Origin of the sequence: Streptomyces sp. B3I8, assembly GCF_030816915.1 — a bacterium.
In the GTDB taxonomy this organism is placed as follows: domain Bacteria; phylum Actinomycetota; class Actinomycetes; order Streptomycetales; family Streptomycetaceae; genus Streptomyces.
In genome coordinates this window covers 103,766-123,777 of record NZ_JAUSYN010000002.1, presented here as the reverse complement: position 1 = coordinate 123,777, position 20,012 = coordinate 103,766, and the positions used below count along the sequence as shown (strand labels likewise).

Sequence of the window (20,012 nt, the reverse complement as noted above, 5' to 3'; positions counted from 1 at the left end):
GAATGGATCGGACGGTACGCTGGTCCGCATGGCCGAGCTGGAGACCCGCGAGCTGGAGTACTTCGTCGCCGTCGCCGAGGAACTGCACTTCGGCCGCGCCGCGACCCGGCTGGCGATCGCGCAGCCCGCCCTGTCCAAGGCGGTCCGGCGGCTGGAGTCCCGGCTCGGGACGGCACTGCTGCTCCGCTCCAGCAGACATGTCGCCCTCACCCCGGCGGGCGAGGCGCTCCTGACCCACGGCCGGCACGCGCTCAACGCCGTCGGCGCCGCCGTCGAGATGGCCCGCCGGGCCGGCGACCGGCACACCCGGCTGCGACTGGTGATCAAGGCCGGGGGTGACGCCAACCTCCTGTCCGGCATCCTCGCCGCCTACGCCCGCCGGCCCGACGCCCACCAGGTGGACATCCTCTTCGGCGGCGCCACCGACCGCGCCGACCACGTGCGCGACGGCCGCGCGGACGTCGCCCTGCTCTACGTGCCGTTCGACGACACGACCGGCCTCGACCACGAGACCCTGACGGTCGAGGGGCGCGTCGCCATCCTGCCGCCCGGCCACCGGCTCGCCACCCGCTCCGAGGTCACCCTCGCCGACCTGGCCCAGGAGCCACTGCCCCGCTGGAAGGGCGTGCGCTGGACCGGCGCGCCCGAGGGCCGGCCGGGGCCCGAGGTCGAGGACGGGGCGGTGCTCATGGACCTGATCAGGCTGGGGCGCACGGTCGCGGTCCTGCCCCGCTCGCTGGCCCTGCCGGCCCAACCCGGCCTCGTCTACCGGCCGGTGGCCGACGCGGCCCGCAGCGCGCTCGTCGTCGCCTGGGCGCAGGAGGACCGCCGCCGACCGGTCGCCTCCTTCGTCGCCGCGGCGGTGGAGGCCGCGGGTGCGGCGGGGGAGGGGTGAGGCCGCCCTCCGGGCGCGTGCCGCACGCCGCACGCCGTGACCGGGGCGCTGCGTAACCGGAGTGCCGGGCAACCGGCGACGACGGGCCCGCCCGGGTCCCCGTCATCGCCTTCAGCGACCTGAGGGGACACCGGGTGGAGTTCTCGCCCCGGGCCCGGGGCAGCGGTCTCGGGCCTGCGACCGGGCGGCGGGTACCGGTGGTGTACCTGCCGGACGACCCGCGGGAGGCGCGGTCCTCATGTGACGGCATGTCGGGGGAACAGCGGTGTTCCTCCTCCTCTGCGGCGCCCTCTTCCTGAGTGGCGCCGTGTTCTTCGCCGCGGCGCAGTGAGACGAAACGGCCGCCGCCGTCAGGACGGTGCTCTCGTCCTGACGGCGGCGGCCCGCGGTGCGCCCCGGGTCAGCGGGGCGTGGCGGCGGTGGTCACCAGCCCCGCAACCCTGTCCGCTCCGCCCACTCCGTCGCCGGGGACCACAGCGGGATGCCGCCGGAACCCGGGCCGGTGCTCCCGGTGCCCCAGGTACCACCGGCGCCGCCCGTCACCTCTGGGCCGTGGCCGTGGCCCGTCCGCCGGAACCCGATGGTGTAGGTCCGGGTGACCGCGCCGTTGGCCGAGGTCACCGTGACCGTGCGGCTGGTGAACAGGGGCGAGTCCGAGGTGAGCACGGAACCGCCGGTGGTGACCCTCACCCGGGCCCCGGACGCGGCCGGCACGGCGGTGACCGCCGGGACCGGCCCGTTCGCCGACCGGTCCACGACATACGTGGACACCTCCGGGGCGAACCCGTCGAGCGCCGCGCCTCCCACGGTGAGCGCGCGGGCGTCCGCGACGCTCGCCTTCGTGGCGTCGGCGACGTTCGTCACCGTGACCGAACCGTCGGCGTTCACGACCACGTCCGCCGCCATCGCGGCCGCCAGGTTGATCCGCTGCCAGCTCGCGCCGCCGTCCCCGGTCGGGTCGAGCGGATACCCCGAGTCCGTCGCCGTCTGCACGAGGACCTGGGTGCGCTGTTCGGCGGTGAGGTCCGGGAAGGCCGTGACCAGCAGCGCCGCCGCGTCGGCCGGCGCCTTCAGGGTCTGCCCGGCCTTGCCCGTCCGGGAGAACCCGTAGGTCAGCCGTCGCGTGTACAGGTCGACGTCCTGCGCCGTGCTCAGACCGGCGTACGGGTCGCCCGCGCACGCCGCCAGGGTGTCGCCGTAGCCCTCCTGCTCGCACCGCGCGAGCAGCACGTTCTCGATCTCCGTGTGGGCCTGCGTGAGCAGCTTCTCGAACTCGGGGTCCGCCCACCGGTGCGCCACCGTGGCCTGGGCGGTCATGCGGCCGCCCATGACGTCGAGCGGGTAGTGGAACCCGAGGACGATCCGGTTGTGCCCGTACTCCGAGGTGCGCGCGAGGATCGACGGCGCCAGCTCCGGCAGCAGCGTGGCCAGGATGGTCCCGGCCTCGTAGCCGCCGTAGGTGTGGCCGCTCGGGTACGATCCGCTGCTGGTGAGGGAGCCGTAGGAGCCGTCCTGCGACTCGTAGATCTCGCCGCCGTCGCCCACGAACCGGAGCCGCACGTACGGGCGCAGGTAGCCGAAGTGGTTCTTCGCCGCGTCATGGGTGTCGAGGTTCTCGGTGACGCGGGAGAACAGCGCGCTCGTCCTGGGCAGTCGGCCGCCGCTCAGCGCGTCCTCGTAGAGCGCGCCGAGGCGTGAGCCGAGGCCGTCGGCCATCGTGACGGTGGCGCTGTGCGTGGCGTCGACCTCGGCCCGGTCCACCTCCTTCTGCGTCGCCGCGTTGTTGACGCGTACGGCGATCTCGTCGTTCTCGGCGGTGAGCGGGGCCCCGGCGGGCGACTTCTCGTTGGCGCCGAGGGTGCCGGAGGGGAGGTCATCGAAGCCGCCGAGCAGGTTGTCGAAGTAGTCCGTGCCGTCGCCGGTCCTCGGCCACTGGTCCGAGGCGTAGTGCGTGTCGAGCGTGCCGTCCGGGAAGGGGGAGGGCTCGTACGTGCCGGGGTCGCCGGCGCTCGCGGCCGTCGTGACGGCCGTGTCCGACGTGTCCGACGAGCCGGCCAGGGTGAGGGCGGTGACGGTCGCCGTGTGGGCCTTCGCCCCGCTCCGGGTGCCGAGCAGCGCGGTGTCCGTCGTCGCGCCGACGTGCGCGGTGGTGCCGTCGTCCAGGGCCACGGTGTAGCCGAGGACCGGGAAACCGCCGTCACCGGCCGACCGCCAGGTCACCCGGACCTGCTTGCCGTCGGTGAGCACACCGGTGACCGTCGGCCGCTGCGGCCTGCTGTTCCCGGTCACCACGGGCGCGGTGGCCGCGCTCGCCGGCGAGGTGCCGACGGCGTTCACCGCCCGGACGCGCGCCGTGTACGAGCGGTCGGCGGGCAGCCCGGTGAAGACGGTGGCCCTGCTGCCCGGGTCGTGGATCTCGACCTGGTGGCCGTTGTCGGTCTCGCCCCGGTGACCGGTGCCGCTTCCGCTCCGGTGGCCGTCGTCGAGCGTGACCACGTAGCCGGTGACGGCGGAGCCGCCGGTGTCCTCGGGGGCGGACCAACGCACCGTCACGCTCGTGCCGGAAACGGTGGCCGACACGGCGCCGGGTGCGGCGGGCACCGTCCTCCGCTTCGTGGTGAGCGCGCCCATGGCATGGTCGAGCGCCTTGTACCGCGCGGTGAGGGTCTCGTCCTCGGCCGCGCCGTCCGCGAGCGCGGTCCTGGCATCGGCGAGCGCGTCGGTGAACGCCGCCCACGACGCGTCCGTGTAGCGCGCGTCGGTCAGCGCGGCCGCGGTGGCGACCAGATCCTCCAGCCTCAGCCTCGGCAGCGGGACGAGCTGCTCGGCGGCCAGGGTGAGACTACGGGTGGCCGTGTCCACCTCGAGCTGCGCGGCGTCGTCGGCACCGGCCAGGGCGCGGGCGGCGGCCAGTTCGCGACGGAACACCCCGAAGTCGATGGTGCCGTACCGCTCCGCGCCGGCGGACAGCCCCGCGTACTGGTCGATCGCCTTGTTCAGCGCGGACCTGTCCGTCTCGGCGGGTGTCTCGACGTGGCTGAACGTGATCCGGCCCAGGTTCGCGACGTAGGGGTGCGAGGAGTCCGGGGTCGTCGTCAGCCGCAGGTGGACGCCGTGCGTGCCGGTGATCGCCTTCGGCAGGGACAGGCTCGTCGTGCCGCCCGAGGACCAGGCGCTGCCCGTGACCGGCAGCGGGATCGTCGTGTACGGCGTGCCCGGGTGCGCCGCGTCGAAGCCGTCCAGGTAGAGCTGGACGGCCGAACCGGTCCCGCAGCGCGCGGAGTTGTTGACGTAGGTGAGTGTGACGGTGTTCTTCGCGGAGCGGCCGAAGCCGATGTCGCCGTAGTCCAGCCACGCCCCGTCGTAGGTGCCGCCGAGGTCCGTGGCCGAACCCGCGTCGTTCCAGCCGGCCGGCTCGCTCTTGAGCCCGCCGCCGCTGTGCGAGGTGAACGCCGTGGCGTCGAAGGACACCGGGGTGTCGGCGCTCCGCGTCAGGGTCAGGGAGTGGATGTTGCCCACGTAGGGCCGGTCGGAGGTCTGGGTGCTGGAGACGAAGTCGGCGTACACGTCCTGGACGCCGGTGAAGACGCCCGGGTCCAGCCGTACGGTCGTGGTGGCGAGGGTTCCCCAGCCCGCACCGGTGTAGTCCAGGGGGACGTCGACGCTTCTCGCGCCGTCCTTCGTACCGAGGTGGAGCTCGATGTGCGAGTCCGACGCCGCGCGTGACTGCGGCTTGTCGTAGCTGACGGAGACGCTGTCGGCGCCGTCACCGAGATCGGTGCCGTGCCACTGGGCCCACGCGCCGTCCGTCACGTTCTCGAAGATGCCGCCCGAGAGCTTGAGCGGCACCGAACCGTCGCCGGTCGTGGTGCTGTTGGCGGCGGTCAGCGTGGCGAGCGTGGTGGTGGGGGAGGAGGACACGTCGTACGGGGAGAACTGGTACCGGTCGAAGTTCGACACCCAGCTCTGCCCGGACGGGGCGTGGAAGACGAACGTCGCGGCCGACGCGTTCAGCAGGGCCCCGGGGTCGGTGACGGTCGCCCGCACCGTGGAGTAGTTCTGCCAGCTCCCGGTGCCGGGAAGCGAGACCGTGGCGGCCACGGGGCCGTCGGCGCCACCGGCATGGATGTCGACGCTGCTCGGCTTCGCCGTCGCCGCCTGGGAGTTGGCGTAGCGGACGGAGACGCTGCGCGGGGCGACGCCGCCGAAGTCCAGCTCGGCGAACTTCTCCCACGCGCCCTCGGTGACGCCGCCGAGGTCGCCGTCGGAGTAGTACGCCTCCTTCACCAGGCTCGGGCCCTCCATCGCGTCCGGGGCCTCGGCCTGGAGGACGGCGTAGCCGCCCTCGTCGATGGTGAGCGCGTCGGCGGCGGACCGCAGCGCGTCCTGCGCGGCCATGAGTGTCGCGGTCGTGGCGGCGGCGTCGGCGAGGACGGTCCGCGCGCGGTCGAGCGCCGACCGGAACAGGCTGTAGGAGCCGTCGGAGTAGTGGGCGCCGCGCACCAGGGAGGCCTGGTCCACGAGTGACTTCAGACTCCCGCGCCGCACCGCGGCGGCGGAGAGGCGGAGCGGGTCGGTCACCGACACCCCGGTGCCGCGCACCGACGAGGCCGGTACGTGGTGGGCGAAGGCCTTGTCGGCGAACGTGAGGCCGAAGCGCGCGTCGACCTTCGCGGTGCCGTCGAGCGACAGCGCCGCCGTGCGCGAGCCGGTGACGCGGAGGTCCGCGGTGACGCCGTCCGGCAGACCGGTCACCGACGCCGCCCCGGTCCGGGTGAGGCTGGTGCCCGCGCGTGCGGCGAACCGTGCCCGTCCGGACAGGGTGAGCCGTACGCTCGCGTCGACCGAGCCGTCAGCGGCGGCCGCGACGGTGGCCGGGCGGGCGGAGAGGACCGTGTCGCCCTTGTCCGTGTCCGTGCCGCCGCCCGTGTCGCCGCCGTCGGTGTCCAGCGAGTACGCGGGCTTCGCGTCCGCGCCCCACCGGGACGGCTCGGCGCCCATGGTGAGGTCGAGCGTGCCGCCGGAGATGATCCGGGAGTAGTCGAGCCACGTGTCGGAGAACCGGGAGCCGTTGTAGGTCGCCCGCTGCACGTAGTAGTCGGACGACGAGACGCCGTCGGCCTTCACCGTGAACTTGGTGCCGTTCGCGTAGGTGATGGTCGTGGAGTCGAAGAACGGGCTGCCGATCTGGAACTGGCTGGAGCCGGCGGTCACCGGGAACAGCCCCAGCGCGGCGGCGACGAACATGGTCGACATGGTGCCGGCGTCGTTGTCCATCGTCGGCAGGAAGCCGTGCGGGGAGAGCCTGTACACCTGGGTCTTGACCGGCGGGGTGAACTCGCCGCCGGAGCTGGGGGCTTCACCCGTGGAGCCGGTCGCGAGGTACCGGTTCCAGGTGGTGCCGGTGTAGATGGCGCGCACCCACTTCTGCGTCAGGCTCGGCTCGCCGACGTAGTTGAAGAGGTAGGGCGCCTGGAGGTCGATCTCGTTGGCGTTGGAGTGCAGCATGGTCGAGCCGTCGTCGGCGTCGGAGTCCTCTCCGAACATGTGCTCCACGGCGGCCCGGCCGGCCTTCTCGCCGCCCATGGCCTTGATCAGACCGCCCATGTCGTAGGCGTCGTACCAGTGGTACTGCCACAGCGTGCCCTGGTACAGCTTGGCGGCCTCGAACCTCTCGTGGTCCGCGCTCTGCCAGTCGCCGCCCGAGGCGCGCGGGGTGAGCAGACCCACCTGCGTGCCGTCCGCCGCCGTCCAGGCGCCGGGCTCGACCAGGTGGTCGATGGCCATCGTGGACTGGCTGCGCAGCTTCTCCGCCTCCGAGTCCTTGCCGAGCGCGTCGGCGATCACGGACAGCGCCCACTGGTCGTAGCCGCGCTGGACGGTCGTTCCCGGATCACCTTCCACGTACCCCTGCCGCAACTGGGTGCCCGTGTAGTACCCGACGTACGACTTCAGCGCCGGGTACGCCTCGTCCAGCCGGTCGAAGTTCTCGAAGCCCTTGGACAACGCGTCGGCGATCACCACGGCCGAGCGCTCCCAGCGCACGGTCGGCACCGAGTGGGTGAGGCTGCCCGGGCTCTTGCCCGCGGTGTGCGCGTCGGCGAAGAGGAGGACGGCCGACTGCACCATGTCCCGGTAGGTGTCCGGGTCGATGTACGCCTCCACGGAGTACTTGCGGAAGTCGTCCCAGGACGACCAGCCGTCGTAGTACGTGAAGCCGTTCGCCTCGTGCACCGCCCCGTCGACACCGCGGTACGTTCCGCTCGTGCTGGTCGCGTTCACCGGCAGCGCGTACATGCGGTACAGGTGCGTGTAGAACTCCTTGGTCAGCGTCGAGCCGGGGTCCGAGGTCGCGGACGCCCGCACGGCGACGGCGCCGAGCGTGTCGTTCCACTCCGCCTTCGTCCGTGCCCGCGCCTGGTCGAAGGTGAGGCCGCCCACCTCGGCGCGCTGGTCGGCGACGGCCTGCTCGGCGCTGATCGGCGAGAGGGTGACGCGCAGTTCGACGTCGTCGCCGGCGGAGGTGCCGAAGCCGAGGACGGCGCCGGTGTCGGTGCCGTCCCGCTCGGTGGCGTCGCTCAGCTTGCCGTCGGCGCCCCAGCTCCTGAGGGAGGTGACGGGGACGTTGGTGGTGGCGGCGTAGTACATCCGGTACGAGGCGCCGTTGAACGACCCCGCGATCTGCCCGGTGAGGGACGTGGTGCCGTCCGCGAGCGTCGTCGCCTTCAGGGTCGAACGGGTGCGGCTGGTGTAGTTGTTGGCGAGGTCGAGGACGAGCTGGGGGGTCGACCCGGCGGGGAAGCGGTACCGTTCCAGCGCCGTACGCGTCGTCGCGGTCATCTCGGCGTCGATCGTTCCGGAGCCCTGGGTCACCTTCGACCCGGTGCCGGAGAGGGCGCCGAGGCCCGCCCGGTAGTAACCCGGCGTCGCGCTCTCGTCGTCATGGCTGTACGGGTGCGCGTAACCGCTCGCGGTGGGGCGGCTGTCGTACCGCACGGAGGTCGGGACGACCAGCAGGTCGCCGCCGCCCCCGGAGCCGCCGACGCCGTCGAGGTTCGTGGCGGTGAACCCGGCGATGTGGTCCTCGTCGTAGTCGTACCCGGAGTGGTTACGACCCGGCGTGGTCATCGGGTTGACCTTGGCCAGACCGTGCGGCGCCTGCGCGCCCGGCAGGTCGTTGCCGTCGTCACCCGCGGTCGACACGAACGGGTCGACGAGTTTCGTGTGGTCCGTGCCGCCGGGCGTCCCCGCGGACGCGGCGGACCCCGCGGGGGCGGTCGCGCCGGGCAGCGCCACGGCCGTACCGCCGCCGCCCGCCGACCCGGCGAGGGCCAGCGCTCCCGCGAGCAGCGCGGCCGCCGCGGCACGCAGCGGCCGACGGCGGACGGTCCGCGCCGAAGCCGCTCGGTGGGCAGGTGGTCGAAGTCCTACGGGTCTTCTCGGCACGAAACCTCTCCAGCGTTCGCGATACCCGGGCACCCCCGGCCACCGTGGAGACAACGTTGTCACAGTCGAAACGGCCGGTACGCACGCACTCGGGGAATGACGGTAATGGACCACCGCGGAATTGCACCCGCCGCGCCCACGACTGCTCCCCCATCACACAGGGGAAAGGCGTACGGGAGGCGAACCGCGGCCGTCGGGAAGGCCGCACGTCGGGTGATCCGCGCAGCACCCGCGCCCGACCGACCACCCGACCACCCGACCGCCCGACCGGCGGAACGAACCTCCCACCCGGCACGCATCGCCCCACCCGTGCCGGGCGGACGGTTCGTCACAGGCCGGAGGCGGCGGCCTCGACCTCGCCGAGGACCCGCCGGGCGAGGGCGCCGAACTCCTCGGTGCCGCCCGCCCCGCTCCAGCGCTCGTACGCCGTCTTCAGCGCGAGCGCGCCGAGTTGGGCGGCCACTTCCGCGGTGAGGGCGGCCACCCCGCGGTCCGTCAGGGCCCGGGTCATTGAGGCGGTGAGGTGCAGGCCCTTCAGGGCCTCGCGTTCCTGGAGGTCGTCGTGGGCGTCGATGACGGAGCGCCGGCGGGCGACGAAGGGGTGGCGGGCGGGGGTGAACACCTCCTGCCCGAGCGCGTCGAGACCCTGCGCCACCGCTTCGAGCGGAGTGGCTGCGGCGGGCGCCGCGGTGATCCCGGCGACGAGCGGCCCGGTGAGCGGGTCCTCGCCGAAGAGCACCTCCCGCTTGTCCTGGAAGTGGCGGAAGAAGGTGCTCTTGGCGAGTCCCGCGCGCTGTGCGATGTCGAGCACGGTCGTGTGGTCGTACCCGCGCTCGTCGAACAGTTCGAGCGCGGCGACGGCGAGTCGTTGCGCGGCATTGGGTTCCCAGCGGGCCATGGACACAGCTTACGGGCCACGGGACTCGGTCCCATCGCCGTGTACAGTGATGGGACCAAGTCTCATCACTGATCGCTTCGCGTGGAGGTATGTCATGAGTCGAGCCGTTGTGCACGAGACGTTCGGGGGCCCCGAGGTGCTGGAGCTGCGCGAGGTTCCGGAGCCGCACGCGGGCCCCGGCCAGGTGCGCGTGCGGGTGACCGCGGCCGGCCTCAACCCCATGGACTGGGTGCTCACCTCCACACCGCCGGTGGCGGAGCGGTTCGGCCTCTCCCTCCCGGGCGGCTTCGGCACCGACTTCGCCGGTGTCGTGGACGAGGTGGGCGAGGGGGTCGCCGGATTCGCGGTGGGCGACCGGGTCCACGGGGGCGCGACCGGCCGCGCCGTCGCCGACCTCGTGGTGGTCGACCCCGCGGCGGAGTGGCTCTTCCGTACGCCCGAGAAGGTCGGCGACGAGGTCGCCGCCACGCTCTCCGTGGCGGGGCTGACGGCGGCGGCGGCGCTCGCCGCGATCGACCTGAAGGAGGGCGACACCGTCCTGGTCGGAGGCGCGGCCGGCGGTGTCGGTGTGCTCACCGTGCAGCTCGCGCGACGGGCCGGGGCCCGGGTGATCGGCACCGCCTCCGAGGCCACCTTCGGCTTCCTGCGTGAGTTCGGCGTCGAGCCCGTCACGTACGGCCCCGGTCTGGCGGACCGGGTGCGCGCGCTGGCGCCCGAGGGGGTGAGCGCGGCGACGGACCTGTTCGGCACCGAGACCGCCGAGGCGGCGCTCGCCCTCGGCGTCCCCGCCGCGCGGATCTCCACGATCGCCGCGGGCACCGACGTGCCCGAGGGGGTGCGCCCGACCGGCGGCTTCCAAGCACGGCCCGAGGACCTGGAGCGGATCGCCGCCGCGGTCGCCGCCGGTGAGATCACCGTGCCCATCGCCGCCACGTTCCCCGTCGAGCGGGTGCGGGAGGCCGTGGAACTCCAGGCGGGCCGCCACGTCCACGGCAAGGTCGTGGTCCTCCTCTGATCCCGCGCGGGTACGTGCCCGACGTGGGCGGTGTCCTCGTCGGGCCCCTGCCGGGACCTCCTCCGCCGTGCCCCGCCGGCGGGATCCCGTCGGCTCCCGGGCATCCGGTACGTTTGTGCCTGCCGGCGGTGGCCAAGCGGTGGAGGGAGAGGTCGTGAGCGAGGTCCGCACCTTGACGGCCCGTGGTGCCGCGCGGCGTACCGCGTTGCTGGACGCCGCCATCGCCGTCGTCGCCGAGGGCGGTTCGGGCAGCCTGACGCACCGGACCGTGGCGGCGACCGCCAAGGCGTCCCTGGCCTCCGTGACGTACCACTTCTCCTCGATCGAGGAACTGCGCCGTGCGATGTTCGAGCGGGCGCTGCAGATCGTCAGCGACCAGCTCACCGAACCGCCGCCGACCGTGACGGCGGAGGAACTGCCGGGGTTGGTGGCGGACTACGTGGTCTCGCTGGTCACGGAGCACAGGGACGCGGCCGCGGCGGTGCAGGAGATGGTGGTCGCGGCCACCCACGACCCCGCGCTGCGGCCCACGTTCCACGAGTACCACGCGAGGATCGCGGAGATGATGGCGCCGTGCGTCGGCGGGGTCACCGCAGGGTTCGCGATGGCGGCCGTCCTCCAGGGTCAGGTCCTCACCGCTCTGACCTACCCCGATCTCGACATCGACTGCTTCCACGCGTCCGTTCTCGACCTGATCCGGCGCCTGGGCGCGCACCCGGCGGCGTAACGGCCGAGGGCGCGCACGCGCGCTGTCCGGCACGTGCCGGTCCTCGTGTTCCCCGGCTTCCCGTTTCCCTTCGCGCCCCGCGCGGTGCGGCGGCGTCCCGCCTTGGGGGCGTCCGCTCGCGGTGCCTTTCCGTCCCTCCTGCTGTGCTCTCCCCGCCGCCGCGCTCCGGCTCCTTCGCATACCCGCGACGCGCACCGGTCTTCTTCTCCCGCGCTCGACTCCGTCACGTCGCCGACCCCCGGCCTTGCATCTGTACATCTGTACCTGTTACATCTGTACCTGGTACATGCGTACCAGGTACAGATGTAACAGGTACTGCGGCAGCAGACGCATGAGTGAGAGGCCGTTCCCGTGGCACAGCACCTTTTCGATTCCTTCGACCTGCGAGGTCTGCGGCTCCCCAACCGCGTGGTGATGGCGCCGATGACGCGCGCCCGGGCGCTGGAGGAGGTCCCCGACGACCTCACCGTCCGTTACTACGCACAGCGCGCGAGCGCCGGTCTGATCGTCTCGGAGGGGGCGCCGATCTCCAGGGAGGCGACCGGCTACCTTTTCACGCCGGGCCTGTACACCGCCGCGCAGGTCGCCGGCTGGCAGCGCGTCACCGACGCCGTCCGCGACCGCGGCGGCCGCATCTTCGCCCAGCTCTGGCACGCCGGCCGGGCCTCGCACGTGTCCCTGCAGGCGGACGGGCGGGCACCGGTCAGCTCCGTGGCCAGGGCCTCGGGCGACGTGGCCTTCGCCTACGGGCCCGACGGCACCCCGGGGAGAGTCCCGGCATCGACACCGCGCGCGCTGGGCACCGCCGAAGTCGGCCGTGTGGCGGCCGACTTCGCCGCCGCCGCGGCAGCCGCGGACAAGGCAGGCTTCCACGGCACGGAGCTGCACGCCGCCACCCAGTACCTGTTCGAACAGTTCCTCAACGCCGAACTCAACGACCGCACGGACCGGTACGGGGGCCGCGACGTCGCCGACCGGATCCGCTTCACCCTGGAGGTGACCGACGCCGTCGTCGAGCGGATCGGTGCCTCCCGGGTGGGCATACGGTTCTCCCCGTTCAGCACGGTCGGCAACATGCCTGCGGACGACCGGACCGAGGAGACCTACCTGGCCCTGGCCGAAGAGCTCGCGGCCCGCGACCTCGCCTACGTCCACGTGCACGACACGAGCGGCTTCGCGGACGACGGCGGCGAGCCGCGGAAGCGGCTGCGCGCGCTGCTGCGCGACATGCGTGCGCGGATGCCGGGAACGCCGTTCGTGCTGGCAGGCGGCATGACCCGGGAGAGCGCCGACGAGCTGATCGGCGCCGGCATCATCGACCTGGCGGCCTTCGGACAGCCGTACATCAGCAACCCCGACCTCGTCGAACGGTTCCGCACGGGAGCCCCGCTCACGCCCCCGGACCGCACGACCTACTTCGGCGGCGACGCGACCGGCTACGTCGACTACCCCGCGGTCACCGACCCCGGCGCATGACACCGGACGGCGCCGGGCGACACGCGTCGGGTATCCGCCGATGCCCGATGCCCGATGCCCGATGCCCGATGCCGGGCCCCGCACCGCGCACACCACCGGCACACCGCACACGGCACACAGCCGGAACGACACCCGACCTCCCACACCGCAGCCCCACACCCTCGCAGGAGCGAACAGCGTGCACATCCTCGTCATCGGCGCCACCGGATACGTCGGACACCGCGTCTCCGCTGCCCTGGCCCGCGCCGGACACACCGTCCTCGGCCTGACCCGCGACGCCTCCGGCCCTGCGGCCCGTGAACTGATGCGGGACGAAGTCACCCCGGTACAGGGCGACTTCGCCGTTCCCGAGACCTGGCGCGAGCACCTGGACGGCACGGACGCCGTCGTCCATCTCCTCCTGGACATGAACGACCCGCTGGGCACCGACCGCCGGCTGTTCGCCGAACTCGCCGCCGCCCAGGAGCGGTCCGGGCGCCGCCACCACCTCGTCTACACGACCGGCATCTCCTCCTACGGCCGTACGGGCCTGCCCCTCATGGACGAGAACACCCCCGGCAACCCCGAGAGCCCCCTCGGCTTCCGGTTCCTGCTGGAGAAGGAACTCGCCGCCGGCCCGCTCGCCCACACCGTCGTGCGCCCCGGCTTCGTGTACGGCGGCCCGGCCACCACCTCCATGACCGGACACTGGTTCGTCGCGGCCGAGGCCGGAAAGCCCGTCTTCTACGGCGACACCGCCAAGCGTTACAGCTGGGTCCACGTCGACGACCTCGCCGAGGCCTACGTCCGCGTCCTCGAGAACCCGGCGGCGGTCGACGGCGAGGTGTTCGTCATCGCCGACGACCAGCGCCTGCGGACCCTGGACGTGCAGCGGTCCGTGATCGGGGCCGCCGGCTGCACCGAGGAGATCGGGCTGGAGCCCGCGGAGGCGGGCGGCATGATGCACATGGCCGCCGACCAGGACGAACTCGTCTCCAACGACAAGGCCCGCCGCCTCCTCGGCTGGCGCCCCCGGCACGTCGCCGTCACCGACGATCCCGCGCTGCTGTACCGGGCGTGGAAGGCCGGGCTGCGGGACGACTGACCGGTCCGGCGCCACGCCCGACCGGACCGCGGGCCCGGTGGTCACCGTCGGCCACCGGGCCCTCTCCATGCGCCGCGGAACGGGAACAAGAACCGCGACCGGAACAGGAGCCGCGACGAAACGACTCAGCCCAGAAGCTCGACGTACCCCTCGCTCCCGTGGACGCGGATCCGCTGCCCGTCCCGGATGAGCCGGGTGGCGCCGTCCACGCCCACCACCGCCGGCAGGCCGTACTCCCGGGCGATGACCGCGCCGTGGGTCATCAGGCTGCCCACCTCCGTCACCAGCGCCGCGATCCCGACGAACAACGGTGACCAGCTCGGATCCGTGAAGACGGTGACCAGGATGTCGCCCGCCTCCAGCTCGGCCTCCGCCATGTCGCGGACGACCCGCGCCCGGCCCTCGACGGTCCCGGTGGAGACCGGCAGGCCCACCAGGGCCCCCTCCGGCACCCCCTCCCGTCGGTAGGAGGCGGTGACCGACTCGCCGTCCGAGGTGAGCACCCGCGGCACCGTCAGCGCGTGGTACGACCGGAACTCCTCCTCGCGCCGCCGGATCAGCCGCTCGTCCACCCGTCCCACGCGCACGGCCTCGTGGAACTCTCGCAGGGTGAGGTGGTAGACGTCCTCCCGGTCGGTGAGCGCGCCGGCCGTCACGAGCCGGTCGGCCTCGGCGAGGAGCGCCTGCCTGTACAGGAAGAGGCGGTTGACGATGTCGTACTTCGGGTACTCCCGGTAGCCGACGAAGGTACGGACCCGGTCGATCACCACCTTGGTCTCGGCGGCCTTGCGTTCCCCGTCCGGGAGGGCCCGCAGGCGTGTCAGTACGTCCTGTTCCTTCCGCCGCGCCTCCTGCCGTCCCTCCTCGAAGCGCCGTGCGGCGGCGCCCGGTGCGGAGTTCCTGACGTGGTCGAGGAGGACGGGCAGGAGGGTGGAGGGACGCTCGCTCCACCGCTCCCTCGTGAGGTCGATCTCGCCGACGCAGCGCATGCCGTACCGGTCGAGGTAGGCCCGGAGGGCGTCCCGGGCGGCCGCCCCGCCCGGAAGATCCGCCAGCCGGTCCAGGAAGCCGGCGTCCTCGGCCTTGTCGACGGTCCGCAGGAACGCTGCCACCTCCGGGTGCGGGCGGATCACGTCCGCCACGTCGAGCAGGGCCAGCCCCATCTCGGAGGTGATGTTGCCGGGGGCGGACAGGATGAGCGTGTCGGCCGCGTTCTGTTCCCCCAGCCACTCCAGCAGCTTGTCGTTCAGCCACCACGTGGCCTCCATCCCCGCCATGACGACCCGCATGCTCGGCGGATGGGACAGGACCCGTTTGTGCTCCTTGACGGCCACCTCCAGCAGGTAGTCGAACAGCGCCGGCCCGCTCTTGTCGGCGAGGTCGCGCCGGAGGGCGGCCAGTGACGCCCTGCTGTGTTCGACCAGCTCGGTGAGGAGGGCCGGATCGGCCGGCGGCGGGGGCGGCGGGGTGCTGTCGGCCGCGGGCCCGGAGGGGGCCTCGTCCGGCAGTGTCGGGAGGAAGCCGTCGCGGTCGAGGACGGTCTCCAGCGCGTCCCGGGTCACCGGATCGGACCTGCCGACCATGTCCAGGAAGGCGGCACGGCGTGCGGGCGGGATCAGATGCGGGGTGGCGTCGACGAACAGCCGGCCGCCGGCCTCCAGCATCGGCGCCATGGCCAACAGCTGCCACACCGAACGCCCGAGGGCCTTCATCGGGTCGGTCATCATCTGCTGGTGGCCGACGGAGAGGTAGACGTGGTTCCCCCCGTCGACGTTCTCGGGGAGCGGGAACAGCGTGGTGATCGGCCGGCTCTGCACGATCGCGAAGCCGCCGTCGGCCAGGCACCATTCGATGTCCTGCGGCCGGCCGAACCGCGCCTCGATCCGCCGCCCGAGCCCTACCAGTTCCCTCACCTGGGCGTCCGTCAGGGCAGGCTCCTTCTGCCGCCGCGGCTCCACCTCCACCGTCCGCGTGCCGCCGCCCGGCACGGCGTGGACGGCCCGTTGCTTGGCGCCGATCGACCGGGCGACGACATCGCCGTGCCGCACCGTGAACACGTCCGGGGTCACCGTGCCGGACACCAGCGCCTCGCCCAGGCCGTAACCGGCGTCCACGGTGGCGACCGTGCGGTTTCCCGTGACCGGATCGGCCGTGAACAGCACGCCGGCCGCTTCGGCGACGACCATCCGCTGCACGACCACGGCCATGCCGACCGCCCGGTCGTCGATGCCGTGGTGTCGCCGGTAGGCCACGGCCCGCTCGGTGAACAGCGAGGCCCAGCACCGGCTGACGTGCCGCAGCACCTCCGCCGGCCCCAGGACATTGAGATACGTGTCCTGCTGGCCGGCGAACGACGCCGTCGGCGAGTCCTCCGCGGTGGCGCTGGAGCGGACGGCGTACGCGGCCCGCTCACCGGTCCGGGCGAGCGCCCCGGTGATCGCCCCGGCGACCTCGTCCGGCAGGGGCGTCTCCTCGATCGCCCGGCGGATCCGCGTGCCGAGTGCGCGGAGCGTCTCCCGGTCGTCCGGGTCCACGCGCGACAGCCGCTCGATCCCCTCCCCGACCCACGGCGCCCGTTCCAGCGCCCGCCGGAACGCACCGGTCGTCACGCAGAACCCCTCGGGCACCCGGACGCCCTCGATCCGGGACAGTTCGCCCAGGTGCGCTCCCTTGCCTCCGACGAGTGCGACGTGTTCCCCGTCGACCTCTCGCAGATCCCACACGTACCGCTCGCTCACTGCGACAGCTCCGTTTCCGCAGGTGGTGGCCTCGGCCGCAGATTGTCCGGTACGACGGGGGCCTTGCCGCAAGCCCCCCGGTGAGCTATACCTTGTAAAAGGCGAGGAGAAGCAGACTCCTCGCCTTCGTCGTGCCCCGGTGTCCACCCGTGTTCCTCGGGCACCCTCAGGTCAGCACCAGTCGGCGGCGGCCGTCGATCAGCTCCCGGACCGCGTCGAGATGGCCGACGTGACACGCGGTCTCGGTGATGACGTGCAGCAGGACGTCGCGCAGGGTGTGCAGGTGCGGTTCGCCGAACAGGTCGTGCGGCCACCAGACCGGGGCGGCGTCGGCGGAGGTGACGGTGATGAGGGCGTCGGCGAGTTCCGCCTCCCGCCGGTACCGGTCGAGCACCTCGGCGGCCGGCAGCTCCGGGGCCACCCGCCACGCCTCGTCGCCGCTCGGCAGGGCGCGGATGACCTCCTCGTCCCCGGCGACGACCGCGCGGAACCAGAACCGCTCCACATCGAGCGTCAGATGCTGGACCAGCCCCAGGCAGTGCCACCCGGAAGGCAGCACGGGCCGTCGGAGGTCCCTCGCGGCCAGCCCGTCGAGGGTGTCGAGGACATGGCGTCGCTGCCCGTCCAGACTCCGCAGGAGCGCCCGCACCTCGCTGCTCGCCGCACCGCCCGGAGCCGTGTCCCGTACGTTCTCGGTGTTGTCCGCGTTTGCTGTCATGGTCACCCAGCATCCCCCACGCGCCGCCGCCGCGCCGGTGGTCGGCCCGGATGCGTGACGCCCGTCGGCGGGCGCGGGCTCAGGCGGTGGGTGCCAGGGCGGTGACGCTGCCGCCGAGGGCAGCCGAGAAACGGTCCGTCACCTCCTCCAGGGCCCTGGCGGTGGGGGCCGGGACCACGAGCGGGTCGGTGCCGCGGGCGATGTCCCGGTCGAGGGTGAACCAGCCGGGCACGATGTGGGTGGCGCCCATGGAGCTGAGGACCGGGCGCAGCGCGTAGTCGATGGCCAGGACGTGGGCCTGGCTGCCGCCCGTGGCCAGGGGCAGGACGGTCTTCCCGCTCAGCGCGTACTGCGGGAGCAGGTCGAGCAGCGACTTGAGCAGGCCCGAGTACGCGGCCTTGTAGACGGGGGTACCGATCACCACCCCGTCCGCACGTGCGAACAGCTCCGCGACGCCGGTGATGGCCGGGTGCCGGACGTCCGCGCCGAGCAGGACGTCGGCGGGCAGGGTGCGCACCTCCAGCGGTGTCACCTCGTGCCCCTGCTGCCGCAGGCGTTCGTCGAGATGGCGCAGGAGGCGGGTGGTGCGGGAGGTGGGGGAGGGGCTACCGGAGACGGACAGGATGGCGGCCATGGGGTTACCTTCCGGGGCTGGGGCTGGGGCTGGGGCTGGGGCTGGGGCGGAGCGGGAGGGCGAGGGGTGCGGGGCGGCCGTTCACCACGCGCTGGACTCCACGGTGACCAGCGGCCGCAGGCCGTTGCGCACGGTCTCCAGGAAATCGACGAGTTCGGCGGCCACCGACCGGTGCTGGAGGTCGTTGAGGACGTCGTGGTGGGCGCCGTGGACGACCGAGAGCCGGGCCCGCGGCGCGGACTCCGCCGTGCGCCGCAGGCTCTCGTGGTCGGCCAGGGGGTCGGCGTCACCGACGAGGAACAGGACCGGCAGATCGGTGCGCACCTCCAGGGCCGCCGCCGACACGGTGTCCGGCAGGGCCCGGCCGAGCGAGCCGCGCCGGACGTCCGGGTCGTCGGTGAGCGTGCCCCGGTGGGTGGGGCAGGCGGTGCGCACGTCGAGCTCCTCCTCCCAGCTCCCGGCGGAGCCCGCGCCCCGGCCCGGCAGACCGGCCAGGACCAGCGCGTCGGGCCGTACGGTGGCCGCGGTCCCCGCCCGGCCGAGGAGCGCGGCCACGGCCGCGGCCCCCGAGTCGGCGCCGACGACCACGAGCGGCCGTACGACGTCCTCACCGCCGGCGCTCCCCTCCGCGACGGTGCCGGTGACGGCGGCCTCGAGCAGGGTGCTCAGCTCCACCGTCGCGTCGTCGCCGTCGAGGGCCGGGGCGTTCAGGACGCGTACGCGGTAGGCGTCCGCGGCGAGCCGCCTGCCGAGCCGGCCGTAGGTCGCCAGGGTCTCGCCGCGGCCGGGGACGACCACGACCGTGCCGCGCACGCGCAGGCCTTCCGGTGCGAAGAAGTCGCTGTACTGGGTCATGTCGAACTCCCTGCGGGTGCGGGAACGGGAAGGCTGGAGTGGGCGGGCGTCCCGCCCGGGGCGGGTGCGACCGCGGTCGTGATGAGGGACGTCGTCGTCCGGCCCCGGCGCCGGGGCCGGCGGCCGGGCCGGGAACGGGGTCCGTCGCTGGTCATGAGCACGTCTTTCGTGTCGGGGGCGGCCTCAGCCGGCCGCGAGCGCCCGCTCGCGGGTGTGGCGGTTCGCCGGGACGGGCAGGCCGAGGTTGCCGCGCAGGGTGTCGGCGGTGTATTCGGTACGGAACAGGCCGCGCTTCTGCAGCAGGGGCACGACGCCGTCGACGAAGAGGCTGAGTTCCTCCTCGGTGCGGAAGGCGAGATTGATGCCGTCGAGGGTGCCGGCGTCGAACCACCGCTCGATGGTGTCGGCCACCGTGCGCGGATCCCCGACGAACGGCGACCGGCGGAACTGGTTGACACTCTCCGCGACTTGACGCAACGTCAGATGCTCGGCGCGGGCCCGCTCGATGAGCTTCGCGGCGCCGGTGCGGCCGCCCTTCTCGGCGAGGTGGGCGACGTCCGGGAAGGGCGCGTCCAGATCGTGCACGCTGAAGTCGTAGGCCCCGAAGGAACGGCCGAGCAGCGCGAGGTTGCGCGCGAAGTCGTTGTCCTCCTCGAAGATCTCCCGCTCACGGCGCCGGGCGGCCTCGTCGGTGGCGGCGACGATCGGCCCGCCGTGCAGGAAGATCTTGATGTGGTCGGGGTCCCGGCCGTACGCGGCGGTGCGCCGCTTGATGTCGGCGTAGTACTCCTGCGCCTGCTCCAGGGTTCCGCCGGGTGCGTAGATGCCCTCCGCGACCCGGGCGGCGAGGTCGCGGCCCTCCTCGGACACCCCGGCCTGGAAGATCACCGGCTGGCCCTGCGGGGAACGGGACAGGTTCAGCGGACCGGCCACCGAGAAGTGCTCGCCCACGTGGTCCAGGGAGTGCAGCCTGTCCGGGTCGAGGAAGACACCGCGCTCGACGTCGGCGGGGAAGGCGTCGTCCTCGTAGGAGTCCCACAGCCCCCGGGCGACCTCGACGAACTCCAGGGCGCGGCCGTATCGGGTGGCGTAGTCGAGGTGCTCGTCCAGCCCGAAGTTGCGCGCGGTGCCGGTGTCGAAGCTGGTCACCACGTTCCAGCCGGCCCGTCCGCCGCTGATGTGGTCGAGCGAGGCGAACCGGCGGGCCAGGTTGAACGGCGAGTTGTAGGTGGAGCTCGCCGTGCCCACCAGCCCGATGTGCCGGGTGTGGGTGGCGACCGCGGACAGCAGCGTCAGCGGTTCGAGACGGTTGAGGTAGTGCGCGGGGTAGGTGGCGTTGATGAACTGGCTGTCGACGATGAACAGCGCGTCGAACAGGGCGTGTTCGGCCGCCTGGGCCAGCCGGATGTAGTAGTCGATGTCGATGCTGGCGTTCTTCGCGACGCGGGGGTCCTTCCACAGGCCGTGCTGGCCGGGGCCGCCGACGCCGTAGGGGTGGAGCGCGAGGTGCAGGGTGCGGGGCATGA

12 protein-coding genes are annotated in these 20,012 nt (G+C 73.1%); 5 read left to right on the top strand and 7 right to left on the bottom strand.

Features of this window, described 5'->3' with window-relative positions; genetic code table 11:
- Positions 1-28: 28 nt before the first annotated feature.
- The gene (locus QFZ64_RS02755) at positions 29-895 is read left to right on the top strand and encodes a LysR family transcriptional regulator (protein WP_307061925.1); all 867 of its coding nucleotides are present in this window, start codon (positions 29-31) and stop codon (positions 893-895) included.
- Positions 896-1,318: 423 nt separating this feature from the next.
- On the opposite strand, the gene QFZ64_RS02750 is transcribed toward QFZ64_RS02755, so the two are convergent.
- Together QFZ64_RS02750 and QFZ64_RS02745 are read right to left on the bottom strand one after the other, a co-directional pair.
- Complete coding sequence (locus QFZ64_RS02750; protein WP_373430535.1) at positions 1,319-8,341, bottom strand: glycoside hydrolase domain-containing protein; 7,023 nt, start codon at positions 8,339-8,341, stop codon at positions 1,319-1,321.
- Between the two features lie 328 nt (positions 8,342-8,669).
- Complete coding sequence (locus QFZ64_RS02745) at positions 8,670-9,239, bottom strand: TetR/AcrR family transcriptional regulator (protein WP_307061923.1); 570 nt, start codon at positions 9,237-9,239, stop codon at positions 8,670-8,672.
- A gap of 94 nt (positions 9,240-9,333) precedes the next feature.
- Here QFZ64_RS02745 and QFZ64_RS02740 point away from each other — a divergent pair, with 94 nt between their 5' ends.
- The 4 genes from QFZ64_RS02740 (at position 9,334) to QFZ64_RS02725 (ending at position 13,541) form a co-directional block, all read left to right on the top strand.
- On the top strand, positions 9,334-10,254 hold the full coding sequence (locus QFZ64_RS02740; protein WP_307061921.1) for an NADP-dependent oxidoreductase: 921 nt from the start codon (positions 9,334-9,336) through the stop codon (positions 10,252-10,254).
- A gap of 154 nt (positions 10,255-10,408) precedes the next feature.
- Entirely contained in the window at positions 10,409-10,981 is a 573-nt protein-coding gene (locus QFZ64_RS02735) for a TetR/AcrR family transcriptional regulator (RefSeq protein WP_307061919.1), read from the top strand.
- A gap of 351 nt (positions 10,982-11,332) precedes the next feature.
- On the top strand, positions 11,333-12,457 hold the full coding sequence (locus QFZ64_RS02730) for an alkene reductase (RefSeq protein ID WP_307061917.1): 1,125 nt from the start codon (positions 11,333-11,335) through the stop codon (positions 12,455-12,457).
- Positions 12,458-12,635: 178 nt separating this feature from the next.
- On the top strand, positions 12,636-13,541 hold the full coding sequence (locus tag QFZ64_RS02725; RefSeq protein ID WP_307061915.1) for an NAD(P)-dependent oxidoreductase: 906 nt from the start codon (positions 12,636-12,638) through the stop codon (positions 13,539-13,541).
- Positions 13,542-13,666: 125 nt separating this feature from the next.
- Here QFZ64_RS02725 and rph read toward each other — a convergent pair whose 3' ends face one another.
- The 5 genes from rph to QFZ64_RS02700 form a co-directional block, all read right to left on the bottom strand.
- Positions 13,667-16,279 carry a rifamycin-inactivating phosphotransferase gene (rph, locus tag QFZ64_RS02720; RefSeq protein ID WP_307061913.1) on the bottom strand — a complete coding sequence of 871 codons (2,613 nt, stop codon included), beginning with the start codon at positions 16,277-16,279 and terminating at the stop codon, positions 13,667-13,669.
- Between the two features lie 166 nt (positions 16,280-16,445).
- A complete protein-coding gene (locus QFZ64_RS02715; protein WP_307071543.1) occupies positions 16,446-16,997 on the bottom strand; it encodes a DinB family protein in 552 nt (183 codons plus the stop codon).
- Positions 16,998-17,076: 79 nt separating this feature from the next.
- The gene (gene ssuE, locus QFZ64_RS02710) at positions 17,077-17,631 is read right to left on the bottom strand and encodes an NADPH-dependent FMN reductase (RefSeq protein WP_307061912.1); all 555 of its coding nucleotides are present in this window, start codon (positions 17,629-17,631) and stop codon (positions 17,077-17,079) included.
- A gap of 81 nt (positions 17,632-17,712) precedes the next feature.
- Positions 17,713-18,486, bottom strand: coding sequence for an alpha/beta hydrolase (locus QFZ64_RS02705; RefSeq protein ID WP_307061910.1), 774 nt, complete (start codon positions 18,484-18,486; stop codon positions 17,713-17,715).
- 183 nt (positions 18,487-18,669) lie between these two features.
- Entirely contained in the window at positions 18,670-20,010 is a 1,341-nt protein-coding gene (locus QFZ64_RS02700) for an LLM class flavin-dependent oxidoreductase (RefSeq protein ID WP_307061908.1), read from the bottom strand.
- Between the last annotated feature and the right edge of the window lie 2 nt (positions 20,011-20,012).

What these genes read in the sequence shown, in the direction of transcription:
- QFZ64_RS02755 (WP_307061925.1), top strand. Translation starts at nt 29, where the DNA reads ATGGCCGAGCTGGAGACCCGCGAGCTGGAGTACTTCGTCGCCGTCGCC.
- QFZ64_RS02745 (WP_307061923.1), bottom strand. Translation starts at nt 9,239, where the DNA reads ATGGCCCGCTGGGAACCCAATGCCGCGCAACGACTCGCCGTCGCCGCG.
- QFZ64_RS02740 (WP_307061921.1), top strand. Translation starts at nt 9,334, where the DNA reads ATGAGTCGAGCCGTTGTGCACGAGACGTTCGGGGGCCCCGAGGTGCTG.
- QFZ64_RS02715 (WP_307071543.1), bottom strand. Translation starts at nt 16,997, where the DNA reads ATGACAGCAAACGCGGACAACACCGAGAACGTACGGGACACGGCTCCG.
- ssuE (WP_307061912.1), bottom strand. Translation starts at nt 17,631, where the DNA reads ATGGCCGCCATCCTGTCCGTCTCCGGTAGCCCCTCCCCCACCTCCCGC.
- QFZ64_RS02705 (WP_307061910.1), bottom strand. Translation starts at nt 18,486, where the DNA reads ATGACCCAGTACAGCGACTTCTTCGCACCGGAAGGCCTGCGCGTGCGC.
- QFZ64_RS02700 (WP_307061908.1), bottom strand. Translation starts at nt 20,010, where the DNA reads ATGCCCCGCACCCTGCACCTCGCGCTCCACCCCTACGGCGTCGGCGGC.